This is a genomic window from Agromyces sp. MMS24-K17 (genome assembly GCF_043950245.1).
GTDB lineage: Bacteria > Actinomycetota > Actinomycetes > Actinomycetales > Microbacteriaceae > Agromyces.
This window is the reverse complement of the sequence record NZ_CP171640.1, coordinates 124301-144878: the sequence shown is the minus strand read 5'-3', so window position 1 is coordinate 144878 and position 20578 is coordinate 124301. Positions and strand designations below refer to the sequence as shown.

Sequence of the window (20578 nt, the reverse complement as noted above, 5' to 3'; positions counted from 1 at the left end):
GCTACATGTTGCACTACCAGCTCACCGAGGACGACCTCGCGGGCGTGCGCTTCGGCATCTCGCCGCTGTGCGAGCTCTCGCTCTCGCTCCGCGCCGTCCGCGACCCGGCGAGGTACCCGCTGCAGCTCGGCTGGGTGCGGCGCACCGAGCAGGCCCGCGACGGACTCGACCACGAGGTGCTCGACGCCCTCATCGACACCCGCCTGTGGACGCCCGACTTCCTGAATCCGCGCCCGGCGTCTCCGCTGACCCGGCTCGAGGACGAGCTCGACGACCTGCTCGACGTCTCCGAGGAGGCCTTCCGGGCCGACCTGATCGCCGTGCACGGCCGCATGCCGGACGTGTTCGACGGGCCACTGCGCCCTGCCCTCCGGCGCCTCGTCGGCGCGCTCGAGGAGCTCTGGGCGGCGTGCTTCGAGGCGTACTGGCCGCGGATGCGCACCGTGCTCGAGGCCGACATCGTGCACCGCGGCCGCCAGATCGCCCAGTCGGGCCTCGCGACGATGCTCGACGGGCTGTCGCCGACCATGTCGTACGCGGCCGGCGAGTTGCGGGTGCGGCTGCGCGACCCCGCCGAGCGGTTCCGGCCGATCGGGGGCGAGGGGCTGACCCTCGTGCCGACGATGTTCACCCGCAACGCCTCGGCGCCGCTCGGCGACGGGCCACCCATGGTCATGTACCCCGCGCGCGGCCAGGGCGGCCTCTGGGAGGTCGAGCGGCCCGCGGACCCGGGCGCGGTCGCCGCCGTGGTGGGCGACACCCGGGCCGGCCTGCTGGCCGCGCTCGGGGAGCCGGCGTCCTCGACCGAGCTCGCCGTCCGGCTCGACGTGACGCCGTCGGCGGTGAACCAGCACCTCCGTGTGCTGCGGGCCGCGGGGCTGCTCACGTCGACGCGCTACGGCCGGAGCGTGCTCTACCTCCGCAGCGATCTCGGCAGCGCACTGCTCGCGGGCACGACGGCCCGCGCCGCGGCCCGCTGAGCGGCCCGCGTCCGCGACTACGCCGGGTCGTCCGCCACCCGCAGCACGAGCTTGCCCCGCACGTGCCCGCCCTCGAGCAGCCGGTGCGCCGCGGCGCCCTCGGCCAGCGGGAACTCGCGATCGACGTGCACGCGCACGGCGCCGTCGTCGATGAGCCGCGTGACGATGTCGAGCGTCCGTGCGTCGGGCGCGACGACGTAACCGGTCGCGCGCATGCCGGCCGCCTCGGCATCGGCCGCCATCGTCGGCCACGCGCCGGTCGGCACGCTCACCACGAGCCCGTGCGGTCGCAGCGCGGCGAGCGAGCGCGTGCCCGTGGCATCCGCCGCGTTGCCGATCAGGTCGATCACGACGTCCTGGCCGCCGGCGACCTCCTCGAACCGCTCCGTCCGGTGGTCGACGACGTGCTCGGCGCCGAGCGATCGCAGGAACTCCGCGTTGCCAGCCGAGCCGGTCGCGGTGACGTGCGCGCCGAAGTAGGCGGCGAACTGCACCGCGAAGTGCCCGACGCCGCCCGCGCCGGCGTGGATCAGCACGCGCTGCCCGTCGTGCACGCGCGCGGTGTCGACCACGACGCCCCACGCCGTCAGCGCCGCCAGCGGCACGGCGGCCGCCTCCGCGAAGCCGAGCGAGGCGGGCATCCGGGTGACGCTGAGGGTGGAGACGGCGACGAACTCGGCGTAGCTGCCCGGAAGGCGCGGCACGCGGCCCATGCCGTAGACCCGGTCGCCGGGCTGGAGCGGATGGCTCGCGTACGGCACGTGCTCGACGATGCCGGCGAAGTCGAAGCCGAGCACCGCGGGCCACGCGCCGATCGCGGCCGAGACCCCGCGGCCCGAGCGCGTCTTCGCGTCGATGGGGTTCACGCCCGCGGCGATCACCCGCACGAGCACCTCGTCGAACACCCGCGTCGGCCGCGGCACGTCGGCGAGGTGCAGCTCCTCGGGCCCGCCGGTCCGATCGATCACCAGTGCGCGCATCGTGTCGGTCATCGGCACCCCTCTCCGTGCACCATTCTGGTCGGCGCGGGGGTCGGCCGCGCCCGGCCGCGCGGGAGCGACGCGAGGAGGCGCGGTCAGAGGGCGCCGGCGCCGACCAGCCAGCGTCCGAGCGCCTCGCGGATCGCCCGCGCCTGCGCGGCGCGGCCGTCGTCGCGGGCGGGCGCCACCTCGAGCGTCGCGCCGAGCCCGGCGGCCCAGCGCTCGGCGATCGGCAGCGGATGCACCGGGTCGCGTCGCGCCCCGATCACCAGCGAGCGGATGCCCCGGCGGCCGAGCCCGGCGAGCTCGGCGTCGTCGGTGAACGCGCGATTGCGGGGCACCTCGACGAGCCGGATCGCGCGGCGCTCGGCGTCGGGCGCCGCGAACTGGGCGAGCAGCGCCTGCGCGCCCGTCGGCGATTCGCGCTCGACGTCGGCGTAGAGCGCGGTCGCCCGGAACTCCTCCGCCCCGATCGGCCCGGCCTCGTGCAGCAGCTGCCCGATCACGGGGAACGCCCGCAGGTTCTCGGGCATCGGCTCGTCGGTGAACGACGGGCGGGCGAACACCGCCCGGGTGACGGGCAGCAGGTCGTCGAGGGCGAGCCGGAGGGCGATCGCCGCGCCCATCGAGATGCCGATCACGGTGAGCGGCCCGGGGTCGTCGCCGAGTTCGGCGACCGCCTGGGCGGCGACCTCGGCGGCGAGCCGGTCGAGGGCGAAGTCGTCGGGGTCGCCGACGAGCGGCGAGTCGCCGTGGGCCCGCACGTCGAGCGCGAGGATGCGGTCGGCGTGGCCCTCGGCGGCGAGCGCCGGGGAGAACAGTTCGAGCGGCTGCCGCCGATCGGAGCCGAGTCCGTGCAGCAGCAGCGCGCTCACGCGAGCGGACCCGGCCGGTAGAAGGAGCGGTCGGAGCCGCGCACGGCGTCGGGGCGGGCGACCGGCGGGGCGGTCGGCGCGATCGCGGCGAGCAGCTCGTTCGCGTAGCCGATCAGGATCGCGATCTGGTCCTCGTCGCGGTCGACCCACCGGCAGAGCGGTTGCTCGCCGACGGGCACGAACCCGTCGTGCTCCTCCCAGACCACCAGGGTGCGCTCCGCGCCGAGCACGTACTGCTGCCACCACACCTGGCGCAGGTAGCCGCGCGGGATGCCCCGCCACGGCTTCGAGGTCGTCTTGATCTCGCACAGCTCGACCGTGCCGCTCTCCGTCACCCGGAGCCCGTCGGGCGTCGCCAGGTGCGCGCGCTCGCCCTCGGCGTGGAAGAGCAGGCTGGAGTGGTCGATGCCGTGCTGCTCGCGCACCCACTGCGCGATGACCGGTTCGCGCTCGCGGCCGTGGTCGGTGAACCGGCTGCCGCCGAACCCGCGACCGCCGCTGCCGTGGACCTTCTCCCACGCGGCGGTGCGCACCGAGGCCTTCGACGCGAGCTTCGCGGCATCCGTCGCGGTGACGCCCCGCGCCCGCGCCCGCAGCCAGGCCACCCGGTCGCCGGAGTCGGCGACGACGCGCCGCTCGTGCGGCAGCGGCTCGCGCATCGCGGCGGCCACGGCGGGCGCCCGCTCCTCGAGGTCGAAGAGCGCGAAGGGCTGGTCGGTCACGTGTCGAGCGTACCCGTGGGCGCGGACCGCCGACGGGGTCGGCGCGCCATCCGGGACCCTCGCCCGCCAGTGGCGGTTACGGCGCCGCGAGCGCCACCGGGTGTGGCGGTTACGCCGGGATGCTCCAGTAGTACGCCGTGCCGCCGGGGTGGATGACGTGGATCGCCTCGTCGACCGTGCGGTCCCACGTGGCGTCCGTGTGCCCGGCGTACGCGATCGAGATCGACCCGTCGGCCTCGACGGTCACCGCGGTGACGATGCCGGTGTGGTCGCGGTCGCCCGAGTCGTCCCAGTCGAACTGGACGATGTCGCCGACCTTCACCTGGTCGCGCTGGTCGTCGGTGAGGGCGGTCGCCCGCTCGGGGTGCTCCTCGAGGTAGTCGCGGAACGCGGTCGAGCTGATCCAGGCCGGCGAGCTGGCGTAGGGGTCGCCGTCCTCGGTGTGCCGCCACTCGTCGTCGACCTGCCACCCGCGCTCGAGCAGCGACTGGCTGGCGAAGTTCACGCAGTCGCTCTCCTCGAGGTAGCCGAACTCGTCGTTCTCGGTGTCCTGCCAGTGCGCCTCGACGTAGGCCAGCTGCGCGGCGACGGCCGCGGTGACGTTCACCGCCACGTCGGCCTGGTCGGCCTCGCCGGCGGCGTCGTCGGACCCGGCGCCGGGTCCCGCGGCCGACACGGCGTCGCCGGCGGCGCCGGCGCCGGCCGGGTCATCCGCCCCGCCCTGCATCGCACCGAAGGCGATCGCGCCGACGAGGCCGACGGCCGCGACGGAGGCCGCGGCGACGACGAGCGTGCGGCGCGGGATGCCGGCCTGGGGTGCGGCGTGCCGGCCGCCGTCCGCGGACTCGGCCGGGCGCTGGGCCTGCGCGTGGGTGACGCGGTCGGGGTCGGGCTGGGACTCGGGTTCGGGCTGGTGCATCGACATCCCGACCGACGCTATGGGACGACCCTGTGGATGCCCTTGGCGTCGCCGAGGCATCCGCTATCGACCCTGAGCAGCGCGCCGGAGCGTGCGCGCCGGCGCCGGCCCGCCGTGCACGCGGAACGGCGGATGCCCCGGCGGGACGCTCCCGCCGCGGCATCCGCCGTCGCCTCGCCGCCCGGCTTCCCGTCCGGGCGGCCGCACCGTCACCGCTCGGTGACGGTGCCGTTCTTGATGTGCAGCCGGCGCTCGGCGCGGCGGGCGACCGCGCTGTCGTGCGTGACGATGATGAGCGTCAGCCCGCGGTCGCGCCAGAGGCCCTCGAGCAGGTTGAGGATCTCGTCGCGGGTCTCCTCGTCGAGGGCGCCCGTGGGCTCGTCGGCGAGGAGCACGACGGGCTCCTTCACGAGCGCCCGCGCGATCGCGACGCGCTGCTGCTGCCCGCCGCTCAGCTCGCCGGGCACGTGCCCGGCGCGCTCGGCGAGGCCGACCGAGGCGAGCGCCTCGGACGCCCGGCGACGCCGCTCGGCGGCCGGGACGCCGAGCGGCTCGAGCGCCGTCTCGACGTTCTCCTGCGCGGTGAGCGTCGGGATGAGGTTGAAGGACTGGAAGACGAACCCGATCTCCTTGGCCCGGATGCCGCCGAGCTTGCGGTCGGGCAGGTGCGAGAGCTCGTCCTCGCCGAGGCTGATCCGGCCGCCGGTCGGCCGGTCGAGCGCACCCAGCATCTGGAGCAGCGTCGACTTGCCGCCGCCGGTCGGGCCCTGGATCGCGACGAGCTGGCCCGCCGGGATCTCGAGCGAGACATCCTTCAGCGCGGTCACGGTGCGCTTGCCGGAGTACTGCTTCGTCACGTGCTCGAGCCGGTACATCGCGGCTCCTCTCTGCGGTCGGGTGGATGCGTCGGGCGAGGCGGATGCCCCGGGTGCGGATGCCTCGGGCCGGACGGCCTCGGTCGCGGCGGTGTCGAGGCTCATGCGACGCTCCGCAGCGCCTCGGCCGGCCGCAGCCGGGATGCCCGCCAGCCGCCGATCGCGCCGGCGAGGAGCCCGCCGAGGACCGCGAGGCCGATGGCGATCGCGATGACGCCGATCGTCACGGGGGCGTTCAGCACGACCTCGGTGGTGGAGCTCGCCGCCTCCGCGGCGCGTCCGAACGGACCGCCGCCCTGTCCGCCGGGGCCGCCGGCCTGCCCGCCCGGACCGGCGGCCTGCCCGCCCGGACCGGCGGCGAAGGCGCCGCCCGTCGCGCTGCCGCCGAGGGTCGGGCCGATGAGGTTGATGATCCAGATGCCGGCGAGGCCGACCACGAGGCCGACGGTGCCGCCGATGAGGCCCTGCACGAGCGACTCGCCCGCGACCTGCCCGGTGATGCGGCCATTCGACCAGCCGATCGCCTTCAGCGTGCCGAACTCGCGGGTGCGTCGCGTGACGCCCTGAATGGTGAACAGGATCGCGATGAGGAACGCCGCGGCGAGCACCGCGATCGACAGCCACAGGCCGAGGTTCGCGATGAGGCTCGAGGCGCTGGCGAGCGAGCCCGAGACGTTCGACGCGAGGTCGGACTGCGAGCTCACGGTCGCGTCGGGCAGCGCCTGCTCGATGTCGGCCTGCACGGCCGAGATCTGGTCGCTGGAGGTGGCCTGGACGTAGATGCTCGAGATCATGCCGTCCTCGCCGGAGAGCGACTGGGCGAGGTCGAGGGGGATGTACGCGTTCGACGCGGTGGCCGCGTCGGCCGAGGTCGAGGTGACCGTGCCGACGACCTCGAAGTCGGTGCCGCCGATGTTCAGCGTGTCGCCGACGGCGAGCTCCGCGCTGGTCGCGTAGTCGGCGTCGAGCACGACGACGGCCTGGCCGGCGTCGGATGCCTCGAGCCCGCGTCCCTCGGCGAGCTCGACCGACGACAGCGGACCGACGGCGTCGCCCGACGGGTCGATGCCGAGCACCGAGAAGTTGTCGACGTCGAACGCGCTGCCGCCGGCGCCGTCGAAGCCGCCCTGCGGAGGTTGCTGCTGGGTCTCGTCGGTCGAGGGGCCGCCCTGCTGGTCGGTGGCGCCCCGCTGCTGGAAGTCGGGCAGCTCGCCGGAGAAGGAGATGTTGTTCAGCGAGAGCGCGGCGGACGCGGCCGAGACGCCGTCGACGCCCTGCACGGTGTCGAGCGCCGAGGCGTCGAACGTCGAGCTGCCGAAGCCGGCGGTGAGCCGGGACTGGCTGACCTCGGTCGAGCCGTCGGTCGTCGCCGTGCCGTCGTCGGCGCCGAACTCGAAGCGCTGCGGGCCGCCGCCGCCGTCGCCGCCCTCCTCGGGCGGGGTCGGGGTCTGGCTGACGGTGAGGTCGGTGCCGACGCCGTAGACCGACTGGAGCACGGACGCCTGCGCGTCGCGCACGCCGGCGCTCACGGAGTTCACGATCATGACGAGCGCGATGGCGAGCGCCATGCCGATCGCGATGATCGCGGTCTGCCTGCGGCGCCCGGCGAGTTCGCGCCGGAGGTAGGTGAAGAACATGGGGATCCTCGTGTCGGGGATGGGGGCACCGAACGATGCCGCCGGAGCCGACCGTACGGATCCGGCCTTTGGCGACCCTTTGCCGTTCCTATGGATGCGCCATGCTCCCCTCGCCAGCGGTCGAAGCACAGCATGGGCATAGGAAACGCATAGAGCGTGCACGGATACTGGGGGCATGACGAACGACCAGGCCGCCCGCGCCCCCCAGCTCCAGAAGCCCGACGGCTCGATGGTGCGCGTGCTCGTCGTCGACGACGAGGCATCCCTCACCGACCTGCTGAAGATGGCGCTCCGCTACGAGGGGTGGGACGTGCGCACCGCCGCCGACGGCCTCTCCGCCGTGAAGGTGGCGCGCGAGTTCCGGCCCGACGCGATCGTGCTCGACATCATGCTCCCCGACATCGACGGGCTCGAGGTGCTGCAGCGCGTGCGCGCCGACGGCGCCGAGGTGCCCGTGCTCTTCCTCACCGCGAAGGACTCGCTCGACGACCGCATCGCCGGCCTCACCGCCGGCGGCGACGACTACGTCACCAAGCCGTTCAGCCTCGAGGAGGTCGTGGCGCGCGTGCGCGGACTCATCCGCCGCTCCACCCTGGCGCTCGCGCAGCAGCGCGACCCGGTGCTCCGGGTCGGCGACCTCAGCCTCGACGAGGACTCCTACGAGGTCGAGCGCGACGGCACCCCGATCGAGCTGACCGCGACCGAGTTCGAGCTGCTCCGCTTCCTCATGCGCAACCCGCGCCGCGTGCTGTCGAAGGCGCAGATCCTCGACCGGGTGTGGTCATACGACTTCGGCGGACGCGAGACCGTCGTCGAGCTCTACATCTCGTACCTGCGCAAGAAGGTCGACGCCGGGCGCGAGCCGATGATCCACACGGTGCGCGGCGCCGGCTACATGCTGAAGGCGGCGGGATGACCCGCCCCGGCGATCCCGGGCACGCGGCCGCGGCCCGCGCCTCGGCGAGCCCGTCGGCGACGGGAGTCGCCGCTCCGGCGACGGATGCCCCGCGCCGCGCCCCCTGGACCATCCGCCGCCGCCTGCTCGTGCTCGTCGCCGGCCTCCTCGTCGCGATGAGCGCCGTCATCGGCGTCGCGACGGTCGTGCTCTTCCACGCGACCAGCGTCTCCCGCCTCGACGCGACCCTGCGCGCCGCGACCTCCCGGGCGGGCGAGGCGACGGGCCCGGCCGCCCCGAACGACCCCCGCGCGACCGTCATCACGTTCCTGAGCATCCCGGGCCAGCCCGAGGGCACCCTCGGCGGCCTCGTCTACGCCGGCGAGGTGACCGCCGCGGTCATCGACGACGGGCAGATCGTGCCCGCCCCGCACGCCGCCGGCCTCGCACTCGCGACCGTGCCGCCCGACTCCGAGCCGCACACGATCAGCGCCGGTTCGCTCGGGGAGTACCGCGCGCTCGCGGTCGAGCCGCAGGGTGACGGGCGGGGTGGGGAGCAGGGCGACGTGCGCGTCGTGCTCGCGCTGCCCCTGGCCGACGTGACCGCGCAGACCATGCAGCTCGCGGTGACCGTCGCAGTCGTCGCGCTCGGCGGCCTGCTCGTCGCGCTGTGGGCGGGCTCCCTGCTCGTGCGACGGTCCCTCGAACCGCTGGAACGCGTGACCGCGACCGCCCAGGCCGTGTCGGAGCTCCCGCTCGACCGCGGCGATGTCGACCTCGACGAGCGCGTGCCCGTCGACGACCCGCGCACCGAGGTCGGCCGGCTCGGCACGGCGTTCAACAACATGCTGGGGCACGTCTCGTCGGCCCTGTCGGCGCGCGAGCAGTCGGAGCGCAAGGTGCGCCGGTTCGTGGCGGATGCCTCGCACGAGCTCCGCACCCCGCTCGCGTCGATCCGCGGCTACGCGGAGCTGACCCGCCTGCACGGCGGAGACCTGCCCGAGGACATCGTGCGCGCCATCGGCCGCATCGAGTCGGAGTCGCTGCGGATGACCGAGCTCGTCGAGGACCTGCTGCTGCTCGCCCGCCTCGACGAGGGCCGCGAGCTCGTGCTGCACCCGGTCGACCTGCGCGCGCTCGCCGCGGACGCGGTGGGTGACGCCCAGGTCGCCGGCCCCGACCACGAGTGGACCGTCGAGGCGCCCGACGAACCCGTCGAGGTGGTCGGCGACGAGCCGCGGCTGCGGCAGGTGCTCGGCAACCTCCTGGCGAACGCGCGGGTGCACACGCCGGCCGGCACGTCGGTGCTGCTGCGCCTCGAGGTCGACGGCGTCGTCGCGCGGGTCACCGTGCAGGACGACGGGCCGGGCATCGACCCCGAGATCCGCGGCACGCTCTTCGAGCGCTTCGTGCGCGCCGACAGCTCCCGGTCGCGGCGGGCCGGCAGCACCGGCCTCGGCCTCGCGATCGTGCAGGCCGTCGTCGCGGCGCACCACGGCGAGGTGTCGGTCGACGGCGAGCCGGGGCGCACGGCGTTCACGGTGACGCTGCCGCGGGCGCGCGCGGACGGCTGAGGCGGGCGGATGCCTCGCCCGCGCGCCGACGGCCCGGCAGGAGGCATCCAGCCGGGCCGTCGGGTGCGCTGCTCGCGCAGACGCGGAACGGCCCGCCCCCGGACGGGAGCGGGCCGTTCGTGGTCCGTCGGCGATGACCGCCGGGGTCAGGCCTCGCCGATGATGCGGAGCACGTCGGCGAGCACGAGCAGCTCCTCGACCCCGCGGCCCTCGAGCGCGCCGCGCAGCCGGGCCTGGTTGGTGGCCCGCACCTCGGCGATGCGGTCGCGGGCGAGCGGCGTCGCGACCAGCACGCGGGCACGGCCGTCGCGCTCGTCGGCGCGGCTCTCGACGAGGCCGAGCTCCTCGAGCTGGCGCACCTGGCGGCTCACCGCGCTCTTGTCCATGTCGAGGTGCTCGGCGAGCACGTGCGCGTTCGTCGTGCCGGCGCGCACGATGCTCGCGAGCAGCTTGTAGCCGGCCGGCTGCAGCTCCGGGTGGATCTGCTTCGCCGACTCCGACCACACGACGCGGGCCCGGTTGAACACGATGCCGAACTGCTCCTCGACGGCCGCGACGGCGGCATCGAGGGCGGGATCGGCGGTCACGAGGGACATGTTAGCGTCGCGCTCCCGAGCCGTCGCGGCCGTCGACCACGCCGACCGAACCGGTCGCCGCGCCCACCGGCTCGCGGCCGTCGGCCGCCGCACGGCGTTCCGCGTCGCCCTCCTCGAGCAGCTCGGCGGCGGAGGCCACCGGTGCGCCGATCTCGGCCTCGGCGAGGTCGATGACGGCGTCCTCGGCCTCCTCCTGCAGCGACTGGGCGGCCGTCTTGGTCGACAGCTTCTTGTTCGGCAGGAACACGATGGCGAGCAGGCTGAGCACCGCGAGCGGCACGGCGATCCAGAACACCTCGGCGATGCCCTGGCCGTACGCGCCCTCGATGACGACGCGGATGGTGTCGGGCAGCTCGTGCACGTTCGGCACGGTGCCGCCGGCGAGGCCCTTCAGCGCCTCGACCTCCTCCGGGGTCGACGGCACGAAGCCCTCGAAGCCGTTGGTGATGTGGGTGGTGACCTGGGTCGCGAGCAGCGAGCCCATGATCGTCACGCCGATGGTGCCGGCGATCGAGCGGAAGAAGTTCACGTTCGACGACGCGGCGCCGAGCTGCGACACCGGGGTGTCGTTCTGCACGACGAGCGTGAGGTTCTGCATGACCATGCCGAGGCCCGCGCCGAGCACGATCATGGCGACGCTCACCCAGAGGTAGTCGGTGTCGTAGCGGAGGGTGGTCATGAGGTAGCTGCCGGCGACGACGAGCGCCGCGCCGAGGACCATGAAGCCCTTCCACTTGCCGAAGCGGCTGATCAGGGCGCCCACGGTGATCGACGCGCCCATCTGGCCGACGATCATCGGGATCGTCATGAGGCCCGACTCGGTCGGGGTCGCGCCACGCGCCAGCTGGAAGTACTGCGCGAGGAACACGCTCGACGCGAACATCGCGACGCCGATCGAGATCGAGGCGACCACGGCGAGGGTGAAGGTGCGGTTCTTGAACAGCTCCATCGGCACGATCGGCTCGGCGACGAAGAACTCGACGATGACGAAGGCGATGATCGCCGCGGCGGAGATGCCGACCATCACGAGGCTGGTGACGGAGTCCCAGTCGAACTCCTTGCCGCCGAGGGTGAACCAGACGAGCAGGAGCGAGACGCCCACGGCCATGAGGATGGCGCCGACGTAGTCGATCTTCACGGGGCGCTTCGGCATCTTCGGCAGGTGCAGGGTCAGCTGGATCAGCACGAGCGCGATGATCGCGAGGGGGAGGGGCAGGAAGAAGTTCGCGCGCCAGCCCCACGCGTCGGTGATGACGCCGCCGAGCAGCGGGCCGCCGATGGTGGCGACGGCCATGATGCCGCCGACGAAGCCCATGTACTTGCCGCGCTCGCGCGGGGAGATGATGAGCGCGACGATGATCATGACCAGGGACATGAGGCCGCCGGCGCCGAGGCCCTGGATGACGCGGACGCCGATGAGGGTCGTCGTGTCCTGCGCGAAGCCCGCGATCGCGGTGCCGACGACGAAGAGGCCGATCGACAGCTGGAGCAGGACCTTGCGGTTGACGAGGTCGGCGAGCTTGCCCCAGATCGGGGTGGAGACGGCGGTGGCGAGCAGGCTCGCGGTGATGACCCACGTGTAGGCGGACTGGTCGCCGCCGAGGTCGCCGATGATGCGCGGCATCGACGTGGAGACCACGGTGCCGGAGAGGACGGCCACGAACATCGTGACGATGAGGCCGGAGAGCGCGACGAACACCTCGCGCGGGGTGCGCTCGGCCTGGGCCGGTGCGGACGTGTCGGAGACAGCAGACAAAGGGTGGATCCTCCGATTGGAAAGTTGATTTGGATCAACTATACGTAGATGGTTGCATTTGGTCAACTTTGGACATCGGTCAACTATTCCCTGTGGCTGCGGCTGCGATTCGACGCGCGGATGCCCCGCCTGAGCGTTTCCCGTGCGGATTTGGCCGTGGCCGGGGCATCCGGTAGCCTTGTCCGAGCCGAAGACCGCTGGTTGTCGTGTTCGCGTGCGATTCGCTCGTTCCGAACGTGACCGAAGTCCTGCAGATGCAGGGGCCCGCGCAGGTGTGACGAAGACTTCCGGGTTCTTGCCCGGCCGAGCTCCGCGCAACTGCGCCGGGGCTCTTTTCTTTTCCCAGGACGCCGGCGCTCCCAGGCCGTGCATCGCCTCCGCGATGCGCGTTGAGTACACAAGGAGTGGCCATGGCGAACAAGGAAGCCTCGGTTGCCGAACTCACGAACCTGTTCGAGAGCTCGGCCGCCGTTCTGCTGACCGAATACCGCGGCCTGACGGTTGCCCAGCTGAAGACGCTGCGCAACAACATCCGTCAGGACGCGTCCTACGCCGTGGTGAAGAACACGCTGACCAAGATCGCCGCCAACAAGGCCGGCATCTCGACGCTGGACGAGGACCTCACGGGCCCGTCCGCCGTCGCCTTCGTGCACGGTGACTTCGTCGCCACTGCCAAGGCCATGCGCGACTTCGCCAAGGCGAACCCGCAGCTCGTGATCAAGGGCGCCGTCTTCGAGGGCAAGGCCCTCGACGCCGACGCGGTCAACGTGTACGCCTCGCTCGAGAGCCGTGAGGTTCTGCTTGCGAAGGCCGCGGGCATGATGAAGGCGACGATGGGCAAGGCTGCCGCCACCATCGACGCGCTTCGCGAAAAGCTGGAGACCGCCGAGGCCGCGTAAGCGCCCGGAGATCTCAGAACGAACACCCAGGAAATCTAGGAGATACATCATGGCGAAGCTCACCACCGAAGAGCTGCTCGAGCAGTTCGCTGGTCTCACGCTCATCGAGCTCAGCGAGTTCGTGAAGGCGTTCGAGGAGAAGTTCGAGGTCACCGCTGCCGCTCCCGTCGCCGTTGCCGGCGCCGGCGGCGCTGGTGCGGCCGAAGAGGTCGAGGAGAAGGACTCCTTCGACGTCATCCTCGAGGCTGCCGGCGACAAGAAGATCCAGGTCATCAAGACCGTCCGCGAGCTCACCTCGCTCGGCCTCGGCGAGGCCAAGGCCGTCGTCGACGGTGCTCCCAAGGCCGTGCTCGAGGGCGCGAACAAGGAGGCCGCCGAGAAGGCGAAGGCCGCCCTCGAGGAGGCCGGCGCGACCGTCACCCTCAAGTAATCCGCTCCCGCGCGAGCGGGATCGCAACTTGAGGTGACCCGCGTCACCTGAACACACGGATGCCCCGTGCCGATTCGTTCGGCACGGGGCATCCGTCGTCTCCGGCCGCCCGGCCCCGCCCGTCGCCCCGCCCCGCCTCGCCCCGCCCCGCGAAGTCGCACGAATGGTCGGAATCGTGGCGGCGGTTTCAGGTGGTCAGTGCAGCACCTTCGTTCGGGAGGTTGTTGTGGGTGGGTCTCATTCGTCGTTGCAGGTTCGGGCCATGGCGTTGGGGTTGGTGCTGGATGGGCTGAGCGCTCGCGAGGTCGGCAAGCGGCTGGGCGTAGGGCAGCGCGCGGTCCATTGGTGGGCGATGCTGGCGGGCGTGGAATTGTCTCCTGGTCGTCATGGCGGCGCCCGCTACCGGGCACCCGTCCCGATGCCGGGTGCCGGTTCCGGTCACGGTCGACGGTTGTCGCCGCTTGATCGCGCACGGATCCAGGTCGGACTCGAGCAGGGCATGTCGCAGCGCAAGGTCGCGGCGATGATCGGGGTGCACGCGTCGACCGTGTCACGAGAACTGGCCAGGGCGAGCCTGACGTATCGCAATACCCGGTTGTATGACGCGCGGGTCGCTGACCATCGCGCCGCGCAGCAGCGCTCACGCCCGAAGACGAGGAAGCTGGATCAGGATCCGCGGCTGCGGCACGCCGTGATCGAGGGGTTGAGTCAACGGTTCTCACCGCAGCAGATCGCGGGACGACTGCCGGTGCTCTTCCCCGGGCGGGAGGATATGCGGGTGTCGCACGAGACGATCTACCAGGCCCTCTACGTACAAGGCCGTGGCGCCCTACGGCATGAGCTGACGGTCGAGAAGGCGTTGCGATCGGGCCGGGCCGACCGGAAACCGCAATCGAAGCTCCCCGCCCGGACGGGTCGTCCCTGGCTGGACGGCGCCCGCCTGACCGACCGCCCCGCCGAGGTCGCCGATCGTGCCGTGCCCGGGCATTGGGAAGGCGACCTCGTGGTCGGTCCGGACAACTCGGGCATCGTGACCCTGGTTGAACGCCAGACACGGTTCGTGTTGCTGGGCCGGCTGCCCGGTACCCGGGAGAGCCAGACCGTCACCGACGTGCTGGCCGGCATGATCGAACACCTCCCCGCCGTGCTGCGCAAGACCATCACCTGGGACCAGGGAACAGAGATGGCCCGGCACGCGACCTTCACCGTGGCGACCGGCTGCAAAGTCTTCTTCTGCGACCCCCACTCGCCCTGGCAACGCGGAAGCAACGAGAACACGAACGGGCTGATCCGGGACTTCTACCCCAAGGGCACCAACTTCAACAGCATCACCGACGACGAACTCGCCCAGACCCAACGGCTTCTGAACATCCGTCCCAGGCAAACGCTCCACTTCCATACACCCGCTGAGAGACTGGACGAACTCATCACCGGTGCTGCACTCACCGGCTGAAACCGCCGGCCCCGATTCGACCGTTTCCGCGACTTCGCGGGGCGATGTGCGCCAGATGGCGCACATCGGGTGCGGGCGCGGGCGCGGGCGCGGGGCGGGAGCCGGGCCGGGGCGGCGGCACGCGGGGATAGATAGATAGTTTGGCTATATACTTGTCGGATGCCCTCCACCGATGAACTCCGCACCCTCATCGGCGACCTCGTCTCGCTGAGCCACCGGCTCACCCGCCTGGCCGCCACCGCAACCGGCAGCGCCGAATCCCCCGCCGTCTGGCGCACCCTCAGCGTGCTCCGCGACCAGGGCCCGCTCCGCCTCGGCGAGCTCGCCAAGGCCAGCCGCGTCAGCCAGCCGACGATGACCAAGCTCATCCACACCCTCGACGAGCGCGACTGGATCCGCCGCATCGCCGACCGCGACGACGCCCGCGCCTGGCTCATCTCCGCGCACCCGAAGGGCCTCGCAGCACTCGAAGCCTGGCGCGACGAGCTCGCCGGCCAGCTCGCTCCGCGCTTCGCCGACCTCGAGCCCGACGAGGTGGCCGCCCTCGTGCGATCGACCGAGGTCATCCGCGAGCGCCTCGAGCGCGCCGACGCCGCCGAGTCGACCGGAGCCGTCGCATGACGACGACCCAGGACCGCCCCGACACCGCGTCGACCCCCGCGGTCGCCCACGCACCCCGCATGGCCGCCCCGCGCACGGCCGCCCCGCACACGGCCGCCCCGCACGCGGCGAAGCCCTCGATCCTCCGCCAGCCGATGGCCGTCTGGGCGGTGGCGTTCGCCGCCGTCGTCTCGTTCATGGGCATCGGCCTGGTGGACCCGATCCTCCCCGCGATCGCGCGCGACCTCGACGCCACGCCCGTGCAGACGGAGCTGCTGTTCACCACCTACCTCGCGATCACGGGCCTCGCCATGTTCTTCACGAGCTGGGTGTCGACCCGCATCGGCGCGAAGAAGACGCTCCTCATCGGCCTCGCCGTGGTCGTGGTGTTCGCGGCGCTGGCCGGCTTCTCCGGCACCGTCGACGAGATCATCGGGTTCCGCGCGGGCTGGGGCCTCGGCAACGCCCTGTTCATCTCGACCGCGCTCGCGACCATCGTGGGTGCCGCCTCCGGCGGGGCCGCCGCCGCGATCATCCTGTACGAGGCGGCCCTCGGCCTCGGCATCGCGATCGGCCCGCTCCTCGGCGGACTCCTCGGCAGCGTCTCGTGGCGCGCGCCGTTCTTCGGCACCGCCGCACTGATGGCGGTCGCGTTCGTCGTGATCACCGTGCTGCTCCGCAAGGAGCCCGAGCGCGGCACGCCGACGCGGCTCACCGCCCCGTTCCGCGCGCTCGCGACGCCGGGCCTCGGCGTGATGGCGTCGGCCGCGTTCTTCTACAACATGGGCTTCTTCGTGCTGCTCGCCTACACGCCGTTCGTGCTCGAGGCCGAGGGCATGGGCTCGGCGATCGCGCTCGGCCTCATCTTCTGCGGCTGGGGCATCGCGCTCGCGATCACCTCGGTGTGGGGCGCGCCGTTCCTCACCGCCCGGATGCGCCGCACCACCGTGCTGAAGGCGACCTTGCCGCTGCTCGCCGTCGTGCTGGTGCTGGCCGCCGTGTTCGCCACGTCGGTGCCCGGCCTGATCACGTGCGTGATCGTCGGCGGCCTGCTGCTCGGCATCCTGAACACCGTGCTCACCGAGTGCTCGATGGAAGCCACCGACCTGCCGCGCCCGGTCGCGTCGTCGGCCTACTCGGGCGTGCGCTTCCTCGGCGGCGCGATCGCCCCGCCCGTCGCGGCGCTCATCGGCGACTGGTTCGGCGCGGCGATCCCGTTCGTGTTCGCCGCCGTGGTGATCCTCATCGCCCTGGCGATCATCGCCCTCGGCCGGAAGGCGCTCGTCCGAGCCGACGCCGCCGAGGAGCACACGCAGGAGGTCGCCGAGGCGATCGCGCTCGGCGACGCCGACTGACGCGACGACCACGGCGGTCCCGGATGCCTCGTGCCGAGCCTCGGCACGGGGCATCCGCCGTCGTGGCCGCCTGGCTCAGATCGGGTCGATGCGGTGGATGAGCGTGGCGAGGCCGGCGTAGGTGTTCGGCCCCGGGACCCCGTCGATCGGGCCCGTGTAGCCGCCTCGGCGGGCGATGCGCTGCACCGCCTTCCAGGTCTCGGGTCCGGGGGCGCCGTCGGTCGGGCCCGCGTAGCCCGCTCCGGTGAGCACGGTCTGCACGCCGATCCACGACTGGGTGCCGAGCACGCCGTCGTACGGGCCGGGGTATCCGCCGAGGCTGCCGAGCGACTGGAGGGCGCGGTTCGTCGCGGGCCCCGGCACCCCGTCGACGGGGCCGGCGTAGCCGAACCAGCGGAGGACGGTCTGGACGCCCTTCCACGAGTTCGGGCCCATGACCCCGTCGTTCGGCCCCGTGTAGCCGCCCTTCGCGGCGAGGCGCTGGAGCGCGTCCCACGTCGCCGGGCCGGGGGCGCCGTCGAGGTGCCCCGCGTAGGCGTATCCCTTCGCCACCTGCTGGAGGCCGGTCCACGTGTTGGGCCCGGGGACCCCGTCGTCGGGGCCGGTGTAGCCGCCGGCGCGGGCGATGCGCTGGATGGTCCGTCCATCGGCCTTCGCGATGGAGTCCCGCGGTGGTGCGGTGATGCTGTCGGTCGTCATGGTTCCCCCTCGATTCCCGTCCCGGCCGGGGCGTCCGCCGGGAAGGCTACGACCTCGCGGGGTGCTCCGCGTGAGGGCGGGCACTGATTCCCGGCGGCGGCCCGTCCGTCAGGCCCAGGGCGCGCCGAGTTCGGCGAACGTGCGCCCCTCGGCCACGACCCGGTCGCACCACGCCTCGACGTCCGCGACGACCGCGTGCGCGTCGCCGTCGCCGGTGACCCGCCGGTCGACGAACGCGGGGTCGATCACGGCGGGGTCCGGCGCCGTCCGCACCGCCTCCAGCACCCGCATGAATCCGCCGGTCGACGCGATCGGCACGAGCAGCGGGCTGCCGGTCGTCGCGTGGTCGACGAGGTCGGCGAGGAGGTTCCGGCGCTCGTGCGCCGTCGTCCACGGGATGCCCCGCCCGGTGTCGACCTGCACGAGGTCGAGTGTGTACCAGAGGGTGATCCGGCCCGCCTCGCCCTGCACGACCACGCACGGCTCGCTGCGCCGGGGCGCGGTGAGCACGAGCGCGCCGGCGAGCGTCGCGCCGCCGGCGAGGTCGGCGACGTACGAGGAGGTGTCGTCCACCTCGATCGCCGCCGCGCGGTGCAGGTCGAGGCGCAGGCCCGTGACATCCGCTTCGCCCGTGGCGCCGGCGACCGCGAGTGCCGTCGCCGTCGCGTGCGCGAGCGGGTTGGCGACCGCGCCGTCGACCACCGGTGCGCCGTCGAGGGTGCGCCGTCCCGCCCAGCGGGCGCGACGCCAGTAGGCGTCGGTGCGCAGCCAGGTGCCCAGGGCGCCGTAGCGTTCGACCGCGCCGATCGCGCCGTCGGCGACGAGGTCGCGCACGAACGGCACCGCCGCCGAGCCGAGGCTCTGGAACCCCACCTGGACGCCGAGGCCGGTGCGCTCCGAGGCGGCGACCAGCTCGCGGAAGTCGGCGAGCGTCGGCGTCGGCGGCTTCTCGAGGAGTACGTGCGCACCCGCGTCGAGGGCGGCCAGCGCGAGCGGCAGGTGGGTGTGCATCGGCGTGGACAGCACGACGACGTCGAGGCCGCCGGCGCGGATCATCCGCTCGGCGTCCTCGAACCAGGCGACGCCGCCGCCGGCCGCGGGGTCGGCACCGGGTGGCGTCGGGTCGGCGACCGCCGCGAGCGTGGCCGCGCCCGTCCGCTCGAGCTCGCGGGCCGCGCGCACGTGCGTGGCGCCGTGCCCGTGGATGCCGGCGACGCCGACGCGGAGGGGGCGCCCGCCCGGCCGCGCGCCGCCGGCCTGCTCCCCGCTCGCGGCCGCGGCGGCGCCTCGGTCGCCGCTCATGCGCGCGGCGCCGGACGCGACGGCGGGACCGGCGAGCGGTCGCGGGTGGCGTCGAGGAAGGCTGCCGAGCGCTCGAGCTCGGCCGGGTCGAGCACGTCGCGGTCGAGCAGCAGCGCGTCGAGCCCGAGCACGAGGCGCTCGCCCTCCGCGAGGGTGCGCACGCGGTCCCACGCGACCGCCGGGCCGACGCCGAGGTACTCGGCGACGCGCGCGAACCAGGGCAGCGGGGCATCCGTGCCCGACTGGAGCAGCAGCACGGTGACGTTCCGCTCCGGGTCGACGACTGCGAGCCACGGCGAGGTCGAGCCGTGCGCCGCCGCCTCGCCGACGCCGTCGCGGGTGACCACCGTGGCATCCCAGGTCGGGAAGCGCCAGAACAGGCCGCCGTACCCGGCGCCCGCGCGTCCGTTGGTCGCGGGCGACCCGAACTCGAGGGCGCCGAAGTTGGCGTGCAGCGTCGAGCGCCACCCGAGCGCCCACCCGTCGTCGTCGCCGACGCGGACCGCGCGGCCGCTGAGCTCGCGGATCTCGCTGAGCTGCGCGATCTCGCGCTCGTCCGTCCAGGTGAGTCGCTCGACCAGCCGCTCGCCGTCGACGTGCAGGTCGTCGCGCCGCTGCCGGCCCTGGTTCTCGAGCATGATCGAGCCGACGTCCTGCACGTAGGTGCGGCCGCCCCAGTACGAGGTGCCGTTGACGTCGGGCAGGGCGACGCCGATGCCGAAGTGGTGCAGGTGGTCGGTGGGGTGGCTGTCGGTGACCCGCACGCCGCCGAGGGTCGTGACCGGGTGCAGGAACGGGCGCGGCGACAGCACGCTGTCGATCGTCGTGCCCTCCTCGTAGCGGGCGACGATGCCGGCGCCGATGCGCAGCACCGGGCGGCCCGGGCTGAGCCAGCCCGACGCCTCGGGCGCGGGCCCCGTGCTGCCGCGCACCTCGAGGATGGGCCGGTACGAGAGCGGGTGGGTCGCCGGATGCCCCGCCATCGCGTCGCGCAGCCGGCGCCACGCCTGCGCGCCGACCTCGATCCTCGGCACCGACATGGTCGTGAGGGCCGGCGCGGCGAACCGTGCCAGCGGGATGTCGTCGACGCCGGCGACGGAGACCTCGCCGGGCACGTCGACGCCGACCTCGCGGAGCCGGGCCATGAGGCCGAGCGCGACGAGGTCGTTGAAGGCGAGGGCGGCGGTCGCACCGGAGGCGATGAAGGCGTCGGCGGCGCGGTAGCCGTCCTCCACCTGGGAGCCGGCGGCGAGGTCGACGAGCTCCACGCCCGGATACCGCGTGACGAACTCGGCGAGCCCGCGACGTCGGAGCCGGTCGGCGTAGGCCTGGGGCGGCCCGGCGAGGTAGGCGATGCGGGTGTGGCCGAACGAGACGAGGTGCTCGCCGAGCGTGCGGGCGGCGCTCTCGTAGTCGACGGAGAGTTCGGCGGCCGGGTCGCTCGGCACGGGCCGGTTGACGACGACGGTGGGGCCGGAGCGGGCGATGAGGCTCTGCAGCCGCTCGGCGGGCATGCGCGGGGAGACGAGCACCAGGGCGTCGCAGCGGGAGCGCGCCTCGATGGCGATCTCCTCCTCCTCGCCGACGCGCTCCGAGGTGTCGGCGACGAGCACGCGGTAGCCGTCGTTCGCCGCCTCGCGGCTGAGGCCCTTGAGCACGCCCTGGAACATCGGGTTCTCGAGGTCGGGCACGACGAGCGCGACGGTGTTGCTGCGGCCGCGCACGAGGTTGCGGGCGGTCTGGCTCGGCGAGTAGTTGAGCTTCTCGACGGCTTCGCGCACCTTGGCCGCGATCGACGGGTCGACGGTCTGGTTGCGGTTCAGCACCCGCGAGACGGAGGCCTGCGAGACACCGGCGTACTCGGCCACCTGGGCGATGGTGACCTGACGGGGCGGCTTGGGCACTTGGACCTCCGGGTCTCGGTGATCGGGAAGGAACGTACGCGGGTGGGGCGCAGGCCGCACGCGGGAAACGCGGGTCGGCACGCGAAGTGGGGTGAGCGGCTGCCGCGAGGCAGGCGCGGCAGCCGCT

Annotated in this window: 19 protein-coding genes; 8 read left to right on the top strand and 11 right to left on the bottom strand. The window is 73.3% G+C overall.

From position 1 onward, the window contains the following. Positions 1–5 precede the first annotated feature (5 nt). Entirely contained in the window at positions 6–980 is a 975-nt protein-coding gene (locus ACGGZK_RS00590) for a DUF5937 family protein (protein WP_395244333.1), read from the top strand. Positions 981–997: 17 nt separating this feature from the next. Here the strand turns inward: ACGGZK_RS00590 and ACGGZK_RS00585 are convergent, their stop codons facing one another. The 6 genes from ACGGZK_RS00585 to ACGGZK_RS00560 all read right to left on the bottom strand — a co-directional run bounded on the left by ACGGZK_RS00585 (position 998) and on the right by ACGGZK_RS00560 (position 6988). Continuing rightward, entirely contained in the window at positions 998–1972 is a 975-nt protein-coding gene (locus ACGGZK_RS00585) for an NADP-dependent oxidoreductase (RefSeq protein ID WP_395244332.1), read from the bottom strand. A gap of 83 nt (positions 1973–2055) precedes the next feature. After that, on the bottom strand, positions 2056–2835 hold the full coding sequence (locus ACGGZK_RS00580) for an alpha/beta fold hydrolase (RefSeq protein ID WP_395244331.1): 780 nt from the start codon (positions 2833–2835) through the stop codon (positions 2056–2058). Next, positions 2832–3494 (bottom strand): YqaJ viral recombinase family protein, encoded by a 663-nt coding sequence (locus ACGGZK_RS00575; protein ID WP_395246013.1) that lies wholly within the window; start codon positions 3492–3494, stop codon positions 2832–2834. Before ACGGZK_RS00575 ends, ACGGZK_RS00580 begins: the two co-directional genes overlap by 4 nt. A 172-nt stretch (positions 3495–3666) precedes the next feature. Beyond that, positions 3667–4482 (bottom strand): amidase domain-containing protein, encoded by an 816-nt coding sequence (locus ACGGZK_RS00570; RefSeq protein WP_395244330.1) that lies wholly within the window; start codon positions 4480–4482, stop codon positions 3667–3669. 203 nt (positions 4483–4685) lie between these two features. Next, positions 4686–5351, bottom strand: a complete 666-nt coding sequence (locus tag ACGGZK_RS00565) for an ABC transporter ATP-binding protein (RefSeq protein WP_395246012.1) — start codon at positions 5349–5351, stop codon at positions 4686–4688. Positions 5352–5452: 101 nt separating this feature from the next. Beyond that, positions 5453–6988 carry an ABC transporter permease gene (locus ACGGZK_RS00560; RefSeq protein ID WP_395244329.1) on the bottom strand — a complete coding sequence of 512 codons (1536 nt, stop codon included), beginning with the start codon at positions 6986–6988 and terminating at the stop codon, positions 5453–5455. A 175-nt stretch (positions 6989–7163) separates the two neighbouring features. Here ACGGZK_RS00560 and ACGGZK_RS00555 point away from each other — a divergent pair, with 175 nt between their 5' ends. After that, positions 7164–7904 carry a response regulator transcription factor gene (locus ACGGZK_RS00555; RefSeq protein WP_395244328.1) on the top strand — a complete coding sequence of 247 codons (741 nt, stop codon included), beginning with the start codon at positions 7164–7166 and terminating at the stop codon, positions 7902–7904. Next, on the top strand, positions 7901–9457 hold the full coding sequence (locus ACGGZK_RS00550; protein WP_395244327.1) for an ATP-binding protein: 1557 nt from the start codon (positions 7901–7903) through the stop codon (positions 9455–9457). Before ACGGZK_RS00555 ends, ACGGZK_RS00550 begins: the two co-directional genes overlap by 4 nt. Positions 9458–9603: 146 nt before the next feature. On the opposite strand, the gene ACGGZK_RS00545 is transcribed toward ACGGZK_RS00550, so the two are convergent. Beyond that, positions 9604–10044 (bottom strand): MarR family winged helix-turn-helix transcriptional regulator, encoded by a 441-nt coding sequence (locus tag ACGGZK_RS00545; RefSeq protein WP_395244326.1) that lies wholly within the window; start codon positions 10042–10044, stop codon positions 9604–9606. A 10-nt stretch (positions 10045–10054) separates the two neighbouring features. Continuing rightward, positions 10055–11809: an MDR family MFS transporter gene (locus ACGGZK_RS00540; RefSeq protein ID WP_395244325.1), complete on the bottom strand. Its 1755-nt coding sequence runs from the start codon at positions 11807–11809 to the stop codon at positions 10055–10057. A gap of 410 nt (positions 11810–12219) precedes the next feature. Here ACGGZK_RS00540 and rplJ point away from each other — a divergent pair, with 410 nt between their 5' ends. From rplJ to ACGGZK_RS00515, 5 genes are all read left to right on the top strand, one after another. Beyond that, complete coding sequence (rplJ, locus tag ACGGZK_RS00535) at positions 12220–12708, top strand: 50S ribosomal protein L10 (protein ID WP_395244324.1); 489 nt, start codon at positions 12220–12222, stop codon at positions 12706–12708. 49 nt (positions 12709–12757) lie between these two features. Then, positions 12758–13138, top strand: coding sequence for a 50S ribosomal protein L7/L12 (gene rplL, locus ACGGZK_RS00530; protein WP_395244323.1), 381 nt, complete (start codon positions 12758–12760; stop codon positions 13136–13138). Positions 13139–13400: 262 nt separating this feature from the next. Next, complete coding sequence (locus tag ACGGZK_RS00525) at positions 13401–14591, top strand: IS30 family transposase (protein WP_395244322.1); 1191 nt, start codon at positions 13401–13403, stop codon at positions 14589–14591. A gap of 159 nt (positions 14592–14750) precedes the next feature. Then, positions 14751–15212, top strand: a complete 462-nt coding sequence (locus tag ACGGZK_RS00520) for a MarR family winged helix-turn-helix transcriptional regulator (RefSeq protein WP_395244321.1) — start codon at positions 14751–14753, stop codon at positions 15210–15212. A gap of 59 nt (positions 15213–15271) precedes the next feature. Then, on the top strand, positions 15272–16546 hold the full coding sequence (locus tag ACGGZK_RS00515; protein WP_395246011.1) for an MFS transporter: 1275 nt from the start codon (positions 15272–15274) through the stop codon (positions 16544–16546). Positions 16547–16621: 75 nt separating this feature from the next. On the opposite strand, the gene ACGGZK_RS00510 is transcribed toward ACGGZK_RS00515, so the two are convergent. From ACGGZK_RS00510 to ACGGZK_RS00500, 3 genes are all read right to left on the bottom strand, one after another. Further along, positions 16622–17245 (bottom strand): peptidoglycan-binding protein, encoded by a 624-nt coding sequence (locus ACGGZK_RS00510; protein ID WP_395244320.1) that lies wholly within the window; start codon positions 17243–17245, stop codon positions 16622–16624. 108 nt (positions 17246–17353) lie between these two features. Further along, positions 17354–18547 (bottom strand): Gfo/Idh/MocA family protein, encoded by a 1194-nt coding sequence (locus ACGGZK_RS00505; RefSeq protein ID WP_395244319.1) that lies wholly within the window; start codon positions 18545–18547, stop codon positions 17354–17356. Next, positions 18544–20451 (bottom strand): DUF6807 family protein, encoded by a 1908-nt coding sequence (locus tag ACGGZK_RS00500; RefSeq protein ID WP_395244318.1) that lies wholly within the window; start codon positions 20449–20451, stop codon positions 18544–18546. The genes ACGGZK_RS00505 and ACGGZK_RS00500 overlap by 4 nt, the downstream gene beginning before the upstream one ends. Positions 20452–20578: the final 127 nt, after the last annotated feature.

What these genes read in the sequence shown, in the direction of transcription:
- ACGGZK_RS00575 (WP_395246013.1), bottom strand. Translation starts at nt 3,494, where the DNA reads ATGCGCGAGCCGCTGCCGCACGAGCGGCGCGTCGTCGCCGACTCCGGC.
- ACGGZK_RS00520 (WP_395244321.1), top strand. Translation starts at nt 14,751, where the DNA reads ATGCCCTCCACCGATGAACTCCGCACCCTCATCGGCGACCTCGTCTCG.
- ACGGZK_RS00590 (WP_395244333.1), top strand. Translation starts at nt 6, where the DNA reads ATGTTGCACTACCAGCTCACCGAGGACGACCTCGCGGGCGTGCGCTTC.
- ACGGZK_RS00505 (WP_395244319.1), bottom strand. Translation starts at nt 18,547, where the DNA reads ATGAGCGGCGACCGAGGCGCCGCCGCGGCCGCGAGCGGGGAGCAGGCC.
- ACGGZK_RS00550 (WP_395244327.1), top strand. Translation starts at nt 7,901, where the DNA reads ATGACCCGCCCCGGCGATCCCGGGCACGCGGCCGCGGCCCGCGCCTCG.
- ACGGZK_RS00560 (WP_395244329.1), bottom strand. Translation starts at nt 6,988, where the DNA reads ATGTTCTTCACCTACCTCCGGCGCGAACTCGCCGGGCGCCGCAGGCAG.
- ACGGZK_RS00555 (WP_395244328.1), top strand. Translation starts at nt 7,164, where the DNA reads ATGACGAACGACCAGGCCGCCCGCGCCCCCCAGCTCCAGAAGCCCGAC.
- ACGGZK_RS00565 (WP_395246012.1), bottom strand. Translation starts at nt 5,351, where the DNA reads ATGTACCGGCTCGAGCACGTGACGAAGCAGTACTCCGGCAAGCGCACC.
- ACGGZK_RS00515 (WP_395246011.1), top strand. Translation starts at nt 15,272, where the DNA reads ATGGCCGCCCCGCGCACGGCCGCCCCGCACACGGCCGCCCCGCACGCG.
- rplJ (WP_395244324.1), top strand. Translation starts at nt 12,220, where the DNA reads ATGGCGAACAAGGAAGCCTCGGTTGCCGAACTCACGAACCTGTTCGAG.
- ACGGZK_RS00525 (WP_395244322.1), top strand. Translation starts at nt 13,401, where the DNA reads ATGGCGTTGGGGTTGGTGCTGGATGGGCTGAGCGCTCGCGAGGTCGGC.
- ACGGZK_RS00585 (WP_395244332.1), bottom strand. Translation starts at nt 1,972, where the DNA reads ATGACCGACACGATGCGCGCACTGGTGATCGATCGGACCGGCGGGCCC.
- ACGGZK_RS00570 (WP_395244330.1), bottom strand. Translation starts at nt 4,482, where the DNA reads ATGTCGATGCACCAGCCCGAACCCGAGTCCCAGCCCGACCCCGACCGC.
- rplL (WP_395244323.1), top strand. Translation starts at nt 12,758, where the DNA reads ATGGCGAAGCTCACCACCGAAGAGCTGCTCGAGCAGTTCGCTGGTCTC.
- ACGGZK_RS00510 (WP_395244320.1), bottom strand. Translation starts at nt 17,245, where the DNA reads ATGACGACCGACAGCATCACCGCACCACCGCGGGACTCCATCGCGAAG.